This is a genomic window from Saccharopolyspora sp. NPDC000995 (assembly GCF_053599315.1).
Map to the genome: position 1 here is coordinate 1 of NZ_JBSFLZ010000177.1, position 11,330 is coordinate 11,330.

Genomic DNA, 11,330 nt, shown 5'->3' on the forward strand with positions numbered 1-11,330 from the left:
GCGGTGCCAGGCGAGGAGGCTGGCCGGGTCGGCCCACTGCATGTCGTCGATCACGAGGATCACCGGTGCAGTGGTGCACATGCCCTCGATGAGTATGCGGCCTGCGGCCTGCGGCCTGCGGCCTGCAGCCGCGACGCTCTGCGTCGCGCCACGCCGCCGGATCCTTCTACGTGCATTGGAGCCCTATGCGGGCCATGTCCTGCCTGATCACGACGCTATCCACAGCGTTCACAGTGGACGGTGACCTCGCCGGTGCGGAAGTCACCCGGCTGGCCGAGCGGCTCTGGCCGCATGTGCTGACCGCACCACCGGAAACGCTCGTGGACCTGGCCCATGCCACCACCATCGATGCCACCGGGCTCGACTTCCTCGTCGCCGCACACACCTACGCGGCCCATCGGCAACTCCCGCTCCACCTCGTCAACGCTGCGCCCCGCGTGCACCGCGTGCTGCATGCGGCCGGCGTGAGCGCACTCCCTGCCCGCAGCCCCCGCACGGAGTTCGCGGCCACCAACAACTCGAACGCGGCACCGCGGCAGGACACTGCGGTTGTGATGGCGTGATGCGACACTCCCGGCACGTCGCGCGGACGTTGTCCGATGATGCCTGGCAGATCACCGATGCCGAAGGCCAGCACACTGCGCGGATCGCCGGCACCGAACACGATGCGATCGCCCGCGCCCACCACCAGCTCGCCGCCTACGGCGGAGGACGCGTATTTTTCACCGACGCCGACTAGCCACCCCGCCACCACTGGCCGCACACGTAAAGCCAAAACGGGTGCGCCCGTGGGCTTTAGCGTTCCCGAAAGGACTTTGCTGTGAACTTCTCTACTTCCCTCCGACCCAGCAACGGGCCTCGGACCGGCTCCGCACACATTGACCGGCGCGGCACCCTGCCGCGTCACAACGCGCATCCGCCCGGCTCCCGCACGAGGATGCCGGTGGCGCCCGTCGCGTTCCTCGACCCCGTCTCACCCTGCAACGTTCCAGTACCCCACCACCGGCGAGTAGACCAAGGCGAGGACACCCTGCGCCCGCTGCGGGCCCCGTTCACCACCGACGTGGTCGGTGATCGCTGATCGACGACCGCAGGCTGCGGTCGCAGTCGACTACGGCGGACATGTCTTCACGTTTGAAGACCACGACGGAAACACTCACCCCTTCTCTCTCCATGCGGAGCTACCTGACGAGCGGGACGCCTGAATACCTTGAACAATTCGGCTGCCCGTCCGGTCCGCGGACGCGGTTGGAAGTAATGGCCTGGCCGCGGCCGCGGAGGTCCGTTCGTTAGTGCCGGGGTACGCGGCGGCGTTGGTGACAGCGGGCGATGGGCGGGTGACGGTCTCGGTGCGCGTGAAGGCTCATCGCGGTCGACTACCGGCTTATGCCGAGCACGTGGAGATCATCAAACCCGCGGCGATTGCGGTGGCCGAACTTCATGCAGCCAGCAGGAAAGAGGTGAGACCGGATGGCCACCAAGATCAGGCAGGTTCTCCTTCATGATCCCACGTTGCGGGACGGTCAGCATGCGGTCGGGCACCAGCTCGATGCCGCACAGCTGCGGCGGTATGCCCAGGCCGCGGATCAGGCTGGTGTCCCGGTCGTGGAAGTCGGGCACTGCAACGGTTTGGGCGCTTCGTCGTTGCAGATCGGCCGGTCCCGTCTGGACGACGAGACCATGCTCGCGACCGTCCGCGGGGCGCTGTCGCAGGCGCGGATGGGTGTGTTCGTGGCACATGGGTGGGGCCGTGGGCGCGACCTGTGTCGAGCCGCTGCACTGGGTGCGGATGTCGTGCGGATTGCTGCGCACTGTACCGAGGTCACGGTGACCGAACGGCACCTGGCCCTGGTGCGTGACCTCGGCGTCGAGGCCCAGGCCGTGCTGCTGATGAGCCACATGGCCGGGCCCGAGCCGTTGGCCGAACAGTGCGCGCTGGCAGTCCGGTTCGGCGCGCAGGCCGTCGGCATCATGGACTCCGCCAGGCACTTTCTGCCCGGCGACGTCGCCGCACGCATCGGTGCGATCACCACGGCGTGGACGTGCCGGTCATCTTCCACTGGCACAACAACTTGTCGCTGGCGGTGGCGAACTCGGTTGCCGCCGTCACCGCGGGGGCAATGATCATCGACGCGTGTGCGGCCGGATTCGGAGCCGGTGCTGGAAACACCCCGCTGGCTCGCGGCAGTGCTGGAGCGCATGGAGTATCCGACCGGGATCGACCTCCCTGCCGCGCTGCGGGCCGCCGACGTGGCGCGGAAACACCTGATGAGCAATCCCCCCCACGACCGACTCGGTCAGCGTGATGTCGGGCCTGGCGGGGGTGTTCTCCGGGTTCAAACACCCGGTGCGCTCGGCCGCCGCCGCGGCGGGAGTCGACCCCTGGGACGTTTTCGCCGAGCTGGGCCGACGCCAGGCTGTGGCTGGTCAGGAAGACCTGATCCCGCACGCCGTGCAGAGCGTGCTCGACGCCTCACAAGCGGCCTCGTAGCCGTCCGGACGATCTCTTTTTCACGCCGGGGTAGGTCTGCGCTTGCCCGCCCCGGCGAACGCATCGTCACATCGACCTGGAGGGCCGCCGATGCACCAGTCCGAATTCGAGTTCCTGCTGGACATTCCTCACCACGGAGCTGGACCTGGACTCCGGTGGGGTACGCCCGGAATGCCGTCTGGACGAGGCCGGGGTGGACTCGCTGTCGCTTGTTGAGCTGAGCATCGCGGTGCGCGACCGGCTCGAGGTGGAGATCACCGAGGAGGAGCTGGCCCGGGTGGCGACCGTGGGCGGCCTCGCAAAGCTGGTCACCGACCGCACGGCCAGCAGGTGATCGCGGTGGACGTGCCAGGCACTACTTGATTGATCATCCCGGCGTCCCGGTAGCGGAACACCATGAGCGCAGGGGCCGACGTCGTCGTGCTGGACCTGGAGGACTCTGTTCCGGCCGAGGGCAAAGACGCCGCACGCGCGGCCGCCGTCGACTGCCTGCGTGAGGCAGCCGGGGTCCACGACGCGGCCGTGCTGGGGGTGCGGGTGAACGCACCGGGCACCGTGCACGGGCGCAAGGATCTGGTCGCGTTCGCCGAATCGGGTCGGCACCCGGCTGTCGTAGTGGTGCCCAAAGTCGAGTCTCCGCGCGACGTCGACCTCGTCGCGGCAGTCCTGGACCGTGGCGACGCACCATGCTCATCCTCAATGAAGCGGCCAGCTCGATGACGGCCAGCAGGCCCGCATCGTCACCGAGCTGGCCGCCAGATGCCCCGCTCGTCGCACATGGCGTCCCGACCGCTGCCGCCGGGTGGATGTCCACCCATAGTGACATCGCCGCCTGCCGAAGCCATCACCCCTGACCGAGGTCCAGTCGTGGTGGACTTTGACGCCCTAATGCTGGCGCCCGTCGGCGACGACCTGGCCAAACTCCTGGTCACTACCGCCATGACCTACGGTCACCTGCTCGGTGTGGAGCTCCAACTTGCGTCATAAAAGGAACATCAGAGGCTTTCATCACGCAACCATCAGATTGAGCCGGAAGGGAAGGACGTCACCGACTCCACGGCGCTCGCGGGTGGAGTCTCATAGGGTCTGCCACGAGGTGCTGTCGACCGCGCAGCGCAAGGGCCGTCGTACTCCAACTCCATCGTGCGCTCGAGGTCCAGGGCCAGGCGTAGCGCCAGACTGGCGGGGTCGAGGTGGCGGCCGAGGATCGTCTCCGCGCGCTGAAGGCGTTGGGTCACGGTGTTGGGATGGATGCCGAGGCGCTGACCGCACCGGGTCGGGCTCGCGTGTGCGTCCACGTAGTGCCGCAGCGTCTTGATCAGACGTTCGCCGTCTTCGTGGCTGCGCAGTGCCCCGAGTTGGTCATCGACGAACCGCGCGGCCATCTCCTGATCCTGCGTGGCGAGCACGGTGACCGCGACGTCGGGGAACCGGGTCGGTGCGGGAGCGTGGAGCGCTGTCAGGTCGACGCACGACAGGGCTTCCCGGTGGGTGTGGTGGAACCCGCGGATTCCGCGGCGCGGGGTTCCGAGAGTCAGCCGGATGGTCTTGGGCAGCGAAACCGCGGCCAGGTCGTCGAAGGTCGAGTTCTTGCACGGGGTGAACCAGCCGTGGATGACCGAGGAATCGGTCGTCACGGAGACGTGTTGCCGAGCGAACCCGAGGAGCTCCCGTCGTGCGAGTTCGGATACCTCCTCGTGTTTCATGGGGTCGACGCTCCAGGCCACGTACCCGATGTGCACCTCATCGATGCGATAACCGAAGAGCTCTCTCAGCTCGCGCACGCCCCCGTTGCCCGTCAGCACGGCGCGGACGATCTCGTTGCGCCGCGAATTCGTGGCCCGCATGAGGCTGTCGCGAGCCCGGTTGTAGGTGGTGATCGTCTCGCCGGTCATGGACTGCATGTACTCGAACATGCGGATGGAACCCGATTCGAGCGCCTCGGCGCGACGCGCAACGGTCCACGACTGCTGTTTGCGAAGATGGCTGGTGAATTCGTTCCAAATGGCGGCGTGGCCCAGCTCGTAGGAACGAAGGACGGCCGACAGGGGAATGTTCGAGCGAGCCATCAGGTACGCGAAATCCTGCGCCGGTTTCGGAAGATGCGGGTCCGGGTTCGAACCCATGAGGGTGGCGCGCATGCCCGGCAGGTGCGAGACGATGGCCGCGCGCAACGCCTCCAGCGTGTCCGGATCCGCTCGGAGCTCGGGAATCTCGGCGTGGAGCTGATCGGCGAGCACGGAGAATTTCAGGCGTCCGTGCTGATCGAGCCAGTTCACGAACGGGTCCAACGGTAGCGGGTTGCCGCCCACCTTCGCATCCAGCATTTCGACACTATGGAGGACACCGGGAGAGCCGTCCACCCCGCCGTATGTGATCCCGCCACACAACGGTGTATCAGCAATGGGCATTGGCACTGCTTGAGTCTGTCGCAACGATGGCACGAGTTTCGCTCGAACCCAAAGGAGAGTCCGATGTCGAAATCTTCTGGCGGTCAGCTTTCAGGCCTCGAAGTCGCGGTCACCGTGGACGACCAATTCCAGTGGACCGGGATCCCGTTTCCCGAAGGGCATGGCCCGCACACCGTGTCGAAGAAGATGATGAAGGCTTTCGAAGCCTATGGGGTTCCCGGCGTTTACGCCTTCAACAGCACTGCGCCGACGGAGGAAGATCCGCGCATGCTCGACATCCTCGATGACTGGTGCGCCGCCGGGCACTACGTCGGCAACCACACGCACCAGCACATCAGCCTCAACTGGCTGGACGTTGACACCTACCTCCGCGACATCGAGACCAGCGAGCGGCTGTTGAGCAGGTGGATAGAGGCATCGCCGTCGCGCTACTTCCGCTACGCCTTCGCCATGGAGGGCGACAGCGCGACCAAGACGAGCCAGGTCCAGACTCACCTGAGCCAAAACGGGTTCCTGTCCTCCCCGGTCACGCTCTGGTTCTACGACGCCCAGTTCATGGTCGCCTATGACCGCGCCCTGCGGCTCACGGACCGGGCGGCGCAGCGCTGGATCGAGGACACCTTGGTCGACACCGCGATCGAGCAGATGGAAAACCAAGCAGCCGCGGCTACTGCCGCGCTCGGCCGGTCACCGGCGCACATCATGCTGATCCACGGCACGACGGTCGCCGGTGCAACCATCGAGCGGATCCTCGGTCGGCTCACCGAGGAAGGCGTCGTGTTCGTCACCTCGGAACGGGCGATGGCCGACCCTGCCAACGTGATCGGTTCGCCGGTGACCACCCGTCAGTTCCGCAACTCCACGCAGAAGTGGGCCGAGCACGCGGGCGTGTCCATCCCGGATGTTCCGCCGGGGGTGCTCGCCGAGGTGGAGAAGGCGGCTCCCATCGAGGGCATGAGTTACGACGAGGTTCTTGGCCGTGCGATCCAGGAGTGGACGCGCCGGGTGCCCTTCACTCCGGTTCCGGCCGACTTCCACTGAGAAGGGACCTGGCATGAGCGAACCGCGAATCCACTCAGGCGGAACTTCTCAGTCGCTGGAGACGCTGCGCACCCGTGCTGCGCGGCTGGCATCGGCCCTCAACGCCGACGGGATCGGTCCGGGCGACCGCGTCGCCGTCGTCATGCGCAATGACATCGCGTTCGTGGAGGTGACGCTCGCGGTCGGGCTCGTCGGGGCTGCCCCGGTTCCGATCAACTGGCACTGGACGGGGGACGACCTCGCACACGCGCTGGCCGACAGCCGCTCCCGGCTCGCGGTGGTCCACACCGACCTGCTGCCGGCCGTGGAGTCCAGCGCACCCGGGCTGCCGATCATCGAGGCGGAGATACCCCCCGGGGTGCGGTGCGCCTACGGGCTGGCCGAACAGCCGTCCACCGGAAGGTGGCCGACGCTGTCGCAGCGCATCGACGACCACGAACCCCGCACCGAACCCTCACCTGCCGCCCCGATGAGCGTGATCTACACGTCCGGCACCACCGGGCGGGCCAAGGGAGTGCTCCGCGACCCGGTCGCGGTGGCCGACCGCCCGACGTTGCTGGCCAACATCGCAAAGCTGTGGCACCTGGCTCCAGCCGAGACGACCCTCATCCCGGCGCCGCTCTACCACTCCGCTCCGAACGTGCACGCCACCTTCGCCGTCGCGCTGGGCATGAACTTGCACATCATGCCTCGCTTCGACGCCGAGGAGTTCCTGCGGCTGGTGCAGGAGCACCGCGTCAACAGCGTGCAGATGGTTCCTACGATGTTCAACCGGCTGCTGCAGCTGCCCGAGCAGGTGCGGCGTTCCTACGACCTCTCCTCGCTGAAGGCCATCGTGCACGCGGCCGCGCCGTGCCCGCGGCACGTCAAGGAAGCCATGATCGGCTGGTTGGGTCCGATCGTGCACGAGTACTACGGCGGCGCCGAGGTGGGTGCCTTCACCGCCTGCGACACGGCGGAGGCCCTGAGCCGTCCGGGCACCGTCGGGCGCCCGATCCTTGATGCCGATGTGCGCATCCTCGGCGAGGACGGAACTGACAAGCCGGTGGGCGAGGACGGCATCGTCTACGGGCGCTGCTTCACCGGCTGGCCGGACTTCACCTACATCGATGACGAGCCCAAACGCCGTCGGATGGAAAGGGACGGCTACCTAACCCTCGGCGACATCGGCCACCTCGACGACGAGGGCTATCTCTACCTCAGCGACCGGCTCAACGACATGGTCGTCTCGGGCGGCGTGAACATCTACCCCGCAGAGGTCGAGGCGTGCCTGCTCGACCTCGAGGGGGTCGCCGATGTGGCCGTGTTCGGCATCCCCGACCCCGACCTGGGAGAGGTGCTCGCCGCCCACATCCAGCCGATCCCCGGCGCGATCCTCCACCCCGCCGAGATCCGGACCTACGTCGGCTCCCGCCTGGCGCGCTACAAGGTGCCGCGGGAAGTGGTGCTCGCCGACGAGCTGCCGCGCGAGGACACCGGAAAACTGTTCAAGCGCCGTCTCAAACAGCAGTACCTCGAGGCGGCCGGGCACAACGGGCACGAGGGGGTTGCATGAGTTCGTCCGTGCTTCTCGAGAGCCCGGAGACCGGTATCGCGCGGGTGGTGCTGAACCGGCCCGAGCGTCGCAACGCGCAGAACCCCCAGATGCTCTACGACCTCGACGAGGCGCTGGCGATCGCGGTCCGGGACCGCACAGTCCGGGTGATCATCCTGGCTGGTGCGGGCCCCGACTTCTCCGCTGGACATGATCTCGACGAACGCGACTCGAGGATTCCCGGGCCGTCCGTGGCCACCCTCGAGGGCGCTTTCGACGCCGACGGGGTCGAGGGCAGGCACGCGTTCGAATGCGAGGCCTATCTGGGAATGTGCCGCCGGTGGCGCGATCTGCCCAAACCCACGATCGCCCAGGCCCACGGGCGTTGCATCGCCGGAGCGCTGATGCTGTTGTGGCCGATGGACCTGATCGTGGCCGGCGAATCGGCGACCTTCTCCGATCCGGTAGCGGCATTCGGGCTCAACGGTGCGGAGTACTTCACCCACGTGTGGGAGCTGGGCGCGCGCAAGGCCAAGGAAATGCTGTTCACCGGCGCTCCTGTGACTGCTGCGGACGCACATCGGCTGGGCATGGTCAACCACGTGGTCCCCGACGACGACCTCGCGGACTTCACCCTCGACCTCGCACGGCGGATCGCACGCATGCCCGAGTACGCGCTGCGGCTGGCGAAGTCCAGCGTCAACAACAGCATCGCCGCCCAAGGCCAGAACGTGGCGCTGGAGTCGGCGTTCGCCCTGCACATCGCCGGGCACGCCAACAACCTTTCCCGCCACGGCGACATCATCGACCCCGGTGGTGTCGACACGATCCGGGCGCTGTCCCGCCAGGCGCCGGAGCGTGCGCCGTGACGATTCATCCCGAACCAGCCCGCGGGAGGCAGCGTTGACCAGCGACACCCGTCCAACCATCGAAGGTTGGCTCGCCGAGTACGACGCACGTGACGCCGACGTCGCGTGGCTGCTGTGCGACCGGCACGACCCGAATGCGGTCGCCTTCACCTTCGTCGACGCCGACCTGCGGACGCACGACCTGACCTTCGGTGAGCTCGCCGAGCGTTCCCGCAGACTCGCCACCGTGCTCGCCGACCACGAATTGCGGCGCGGCAGCAGAGTGCCGGTGCTCATGGGAAAACGACCGGAACTCATCGTCACGCTCGTGGCGATCTGGCGCCTCGGTGCGGTCCACGTGCCGCTGTTCACCGCGTTCGCCACCGGAGCCGTCCAGCTGCGCGTCGAGGCGGCCGGCGCCGAGCTCGTGATCACCGACCCCGCGCAGCGTGCCAAGGTCGACCCGATTCCCGGGATCACGGCACTCGACGTCGAGCAGTTGGAGCGGGCCGCTGCCGGCCGTGAACCCCACACCGGGCGGGAGACGGTTGGCGGCGACGGCACATTCCTGCAGCTCTACACCAGCGGCACGACGGGGCGGCCGAAGGGCGTTGCGGTGCCGGTACGGGCGATAGCCGGGTTCCGGTCTTACATGCACTTCGCCATGGACGTCACGGCGGACGACGTGCACTGGAACGCGGCCGACCCCGGGTGGGCCTACGGCCTCTACTACGGCATCGTCACACCACTGGCCGCGGCCCGGCGCAACCTGCTGCTGGACGCCGGATTCACCCCCGAGCTCACCACGGAGGTCCTGCGACGGCAGGCGGTGACCAACTTCGCCTGTGCACCCACCATGTACCGGGCCATCGGCCGCAGAGGCCTCGTCGAGGGCGTGCGGCTGCGGCGTGCGTGTTCGGCGGGAGAGCCACTGACACCTGACATCGTGCGGTGGGCGCGCGAAACCCTCGACGTCGAGATCCGCGACCACTACGGGCAGACCGAACTGGGCATGGTCATCGGCAACTGCGCGCACGAGAACGTGGCACGTCCGCTCAAGGACGCGTCGATGGGACAGCAGCTGCCGGGCATCGTCGCCGACGTCGTCGACGGACGGATCGCGGTGTCGACCAAGAGTCCGCTGTTCTGGTTCACCGGGTACCGGGGAGAGCCCGAGCGCACCGACGAGCGCTTCACCGGGGACGGCGCCTGGTACCTCACCGGCGACACCGGACGTGTCGATGAGGACGGCTACTTCTTCTTCACCGCACGGGACGACGACGTCATCCTGGCCGCCGGATACCGGATTGGACCGTTCGACGTGGAGAGCGTGCTGATCACCCACCCCGCTGTCGCCGACGTCGCCGTGGTGGGGCAGAAGGACCCGGACGGTGTGCGCGGCGAAATCGTGGTGGCCTATGCCGTTCTCCTCGAAGGTGCCGAGCCCGGAGACGACCTCGTTCGGGAGCTTCAGGCGCACGTGCGCGAGCGTTACTCGGCCCATGCCTACCCCCGACTGATCCGGTTCGTGGACGCGCTCCCCAAGACACCCAGCGGGAAGGTGCAGCGGTTCAAACTGCGCGAGCTTCACGCTGACTGACGAACGCACTCGCCAGCTTCCGAAACCGACGCGATTCCAGGAGAAACATGCGCATTGATCCGACAACGGCGGCTGTGGTGACTGGAGGTGCTTCTGGTCTCGGCGAAGCGACCGTGCGGCGCCTGTACTGCGAAGGCGCTTCGGTCGTCATCGCCGACCTGCCCTGCTCCTCAGGTCAGTCGCTAGCTGACGCCCTCGGAGAACGCGCGGTTTTCGTGCCCGCCGATGTTCGAGAAGAAGCGGGAGTGTCACGTGCACTCGATGCCGCTGAGGAATTCGGCGGGCTGCGAGTGGTCATCACGTGCGCCGGGATCGCGACACCGGGGCGGATCCTGGGAAGCGGCGGCCCGCTCTCGCTCGACGAGTTCAAACAGGTGCTGGACATCAACCTCGTCGGCACGGTCAACGTGCTCAGACTCGCCGCCGCGCGGATGTCCGCGAACGAACCGGTCGACGGCGACCGAGGCGCCGTGATCATGACCTCCTCGATCTCCGCCTACGACGGCCAGATCGGCCAAGCCGCTTATGCCGCCAGCAAAGGCGGTATCGCCGCGCTGACGCTCAGCGCCGCGCGTGACCTGGCCGAACACGGGATCCGCGTGAACACCATCGCCCCGGGCATCTTCGCCACACCCCTCATGCTCGGCCTTCCCGACAAAGCACGGAAAACCCTCGAACAGCGCGTACCCCATCCGCCCCGGCTCGGCACACCTGAAGAGTTCGCCTCGCTCGCCGCACACATCATCGACAACCAGATGATCAACGGCGAGGTAATCCGCCTCGACGGCGCCCTACGAATGCCACCGAAGTGACGGCGTGCAGGTTTCGGTGCACCGGTGCGATCCGCATCGCCGATCAACGCGCGGCGTGCAGTCGTTGCCGGAGAGGGGCCGACTGCCCCCGCAGCAGCGCGAGTCTGCTCGTGCGGAGATCGCTCTCGGGTAGTTCGGTGTGCAGGCGCAGTTCGCGGGAGAGCACCATGGCCCGGTTGATCACGAACGGCACCTGAATCCCCGCATCGCATACGAGGGTGTCGATTCGGTCCTGGGCGCCGGGAGTGGTGGCGAGGAGGGTGTGCAGGATCGCAAGGTCGAAGCCGGGCAGGAACAGGCCGGTGAATTCGAAGTCCAGCGGCGCACACTGTCCGGCTTCGGTGACAAGGAGGTTGGACGGCAGCGGGTCGCCGTGGCCGGCCTGCTGCGGTGGCGGTACCTGGTTCAGCAACGCGTGCAGCGCGGCACGGTCACCGGTGTCGAAGAACCTCATGCAGTGGTAACGCTCGATACGCTCGGGATAGTTGAATACCGGCGTTAGGGTCTGTTTCAGAAGTTGATCTCGGTTTGAGATGATCTTCGTGTGGGTCGAGGTGATCTGACGAACGAGCAGTGGGCGAAGATGGAACCGT

Annotated in this window: 15 protein-coding genes; 13 read left to right on the forward strand and 2 right to left on the reverse strand. The window is 67.2% G+C overall.

Going from position 1 to position 11,330, the window contains the following annotated elements; all coding sequences use genetic code 11:
• Positions 1–185 precede the first annotated feature (185 nt).
• The 8 genes from ACWDKQ_RS33205 (at position 186) to ACWDKQ_RS33240 (ending at position 3,211) form a co-directional block, all read left to right on the forward strand.
• Positions 186–563: an STAS domain-containing protein gene (locus tag ACWDKQ_RS33205; protein ID WP_450142719.1), complete on the forward strand. Its 378-nt coding sequence runs from the start codon at positions 186–188 to the stop codon at positions 561–563.
• The gene (locus tag ACWDKQ_RS33210; RefSeq protein WP_450142720.1) at positions 563–739 is read left to right on the forward strand and encodes a hypothetical protein; all 177 of its coding nucleotides are present in this window, start codon (positions 563–565) and stop codon (positions 737–739) included. The genes ACWDKQ_RS33205 and ACWDKQ_RS33210 overlap by 1 nt, the downstream gene beginning before the upstream one ends.
• A gap of 204 nt (positions 740–943) precedes the next feature.
• Positions 944–1,081 carry a hypothetical protein gene (locus ACWDKQ_RS33215; RefSeq protein ID WP_450142721.1) on the forward strand — a complete coding sequence of 46 codons (138 nt, stop codon included), beginning with the start codon at positions 944–946 and terminating at the stop codon, positions 1,079–1,081.
• Between the two features lie 389 nt (positions 1,082–1,470).
• Entirely contained in the window at positions 1,471–2,124 is a 654-nt protein-coding gene (locus ACWDKQ_RS33220; RefSeq protein ID WP_450142722.1) for a hypothetical protein, read from the forward strand.
• Positions 2,085–2,306, forward strand: coding sequence for a hypothetical protein (locus ACWDKQ_RS33225; RefSeq protein ID WP_450142723.1), 222 nt, complete (start codon positions 2,085–2,087; stop codon positions 2,304–2,306). Before ACWDKQ_RS33220 ends, ACWDKQ_RS33225 begins: the two co-directional genes overlap by 40 nt.
• A complete protein-coding gene (locus tag ACWDKQ_RS33230) occupies positions 2,276–2,491 on the forward strand; it encodes a hypothetical protein (protein WP_450142732.1) in 216 nt (71 codons plus the stop codon). The genes ACWDKQ_RS33225 and ACWDKQ_RS33230 overlap by 31 nt, the downstream gene beginning before the upstream one ends.
• A gap of 145 nt (positions 2,492–2,636) precedes the next feature.
• Positions 2,637–2,825 (forward strand): acyl carrier protein, encoded by a 189-nt coding sequence (locus tag ACWDKQ_RS33235; RefSeq protein WP_450142733.1) that lies wholly within the window; start codon positions 2,637–2,639, stop codon positions 2,823–2,825.
• Positions 2,826–2,887: 62 nt separating this feature from the next.
• Complete coding sequence (locus ACWDKQ_RS33240; RefSeq protein ID WP_450142724.1) at positions 2,888–3,211, forward strand: aldolase/citrate lyase family protein; 324 nt, start codon at positions 2,888–2,890, stop codon at positions 3,209–3,211.
• A gap of 299 nt (positions 3,212–3,510) precedes the next feature.
• On the opposite strand, the gene ACWDKQ_RS33245 is transcribed toward ACWDKQ_RS33240, so the two are convergent.
• Entirely contained in the window at positions 3,511–4,902 is a 1,392-nt protein-coding gene (locus tag ACWDKQ_RS33245) for a PucR family transcriptional regulator (RefSeq protein WP_450142725.1), read from the reverse strand.
• 63 nt (positions 4,903–4,965) lie between these two features.
• On the opposite strand from ACWDKQ_RS33245, the gene ACWDKQ_RS33250 reads away from it, so the two are divergent.
• From ACWDKQ_RS33250 to ACWDKQ_RS33270, 5 genes are read left to right on the forward strand one after another with little or no spacing between them, the layout of a single operon-like run.
• Positions 4,966–5,943 carry a polysaccharide deacetylase family protein gene (locus ACWDKQ_RS33250; protein WP_450142726.1) on the forward strand — a complete coding sequence of 326 codons (978 nt, stop codon included), beginning with the start codon at positions 4,966–4,968 and terminating at the stop codon, positions 5,941–5,943.
• A 13-nt stretch (positions 5,944–5,956) separates the two neighbouring features.
• Positions 5,957–7,498 carry an AMP-binding protein gene (locus ACWDKQ_RS33255; protein WP_450142727.1) on the forward strand — a complete coding sequence of 514 codons (1,542 nt, stop codon included), beginning with the start codon at positions 5,957–5,959 and terminating at the stop codon, positions 7,496–7,498.
• Positions 7,495–8,346 carry an enoyl-CoA hydratase gene (locus ACWDKQ_RS33260; RefSeq protein WP_450142728.1) on the forward strand — a complete coding sequence of 284 codons (852 nt, stop codon included), beginning with the start codon at positions 7,495–7,497 and terminating at the stop codon, positions 8,344–8,346. Before ACWDKQ_RS33255 ends, ACWDKQ_RS33260 begins: the two co-directional genes overlap by 4 nt.
• Before the next feature lie 34 nt (positions 8,347–8,380).
• On the forward strand, positions 8,381–9,925 hold the full coding sequence (locus ACWDKQ_RS33265; protein WP_450142729.1) for an AMP-binding protein: 1,545 nt from the start codon (positions 8,381–8,383) through the stop codon (positions 9,923–9,925).
• 47 nt (positions 9,926–9,972) lie between these two features.
• On the forward strand, positions 9,973–10,737 hold the full coding sequence (locus ACWDKQ_RS33270) for an SDR family NAD(P)-dependent oxidoreductase (RefSeq protein ID WP_450142730.1): 765 nt from the start codon (positions 9,973–9,975) through the stop codon (positions 10,735–10,737).
• Between the two features lie 43 nt (positions 10,738–10,780).
• On the opposite strand, the gene ACWDKQ_RS33275 is transcribed toward ACWDKQ_RS33270, so the two are convergent.
• Positions 10,781–11,330 (reverse strand): phosphotransferase family protein (locus tag ACWDKQ_RS33275; RefSeq protein WP_450142731.1); only part of this gene is annotated, 550 nt, incomplete at its 5' end.

Excerpts from the sequence above, each read along its gene's own strand:
- ACWDKQ_RS33205 (WP_450142719.1), top strand. The coding sequence starts at position 186 with ATGCGGGCCATGTCCTGCCTGATCACGACGCTATCCACAGCGTTCACA.
- ACWDKQ_RS33210 (WP_450142720.1), top strand. The coding sequence starts at position 563 with ATGCGACACTCCCGGCACGTCGCGCGGACGTTGTCCGATGATGCCTGG.
- ACWDKQ_RS33220 (WP_450142722.1), top strand. The coding sequence starts at position 1,471 with ATGGCCACCAAGATCAGGCAGGTTCTCCTTCATGATCCCACGTTGCGG.
- ACWDKQ_RS33240 (WP_450142724.1), top strand. The coding sequence starts at position 2,888 with ATGAGCGCAGGGGCCGACGTCGTCGTGCTGGACCTGGAGGACTCTGTT.
- ACWDKQ_RS33245 (WP_450142725.1), bottom strand. The coding sequence starts at position 4,902 with ATGCCCATTGCTGATACACCGTTGTGTGGCGGGATCACATACGGCGGG.
- ACWDKQ_RS33250 (WP_450142726.1), top strand. The coding sequence starts at position 4,966 with ATGTCGAAATCTTCTGGCGGTCAGCTTTCAGGCCTCGAAGTCGCGGTC.
- ACWDKQ_RS33255 (WP_450142727.1), top strand. The coding sequence starts at position 5,957 with ATGAGCGAACCGCGAATCCACTCAGGCGGAACTTCTCAGTCGCTGGAG.
- ACWDKQ_RS33260 (WP_450142728.1), top strand. The coding sequence starts at position 7,495 with ATGAGTTCGTCCGTGCTTCTCGAGAGCCCGGAGACCGGTATCGCGCGG.
- ACWDKQ_RS33270 (WP_450142730.1), top strand. The coding sequence starts at position 9,973 with ATGCGCATTGATCCGACAACGGCGGCTGTGGTGACTGGAGGTGCTTCT.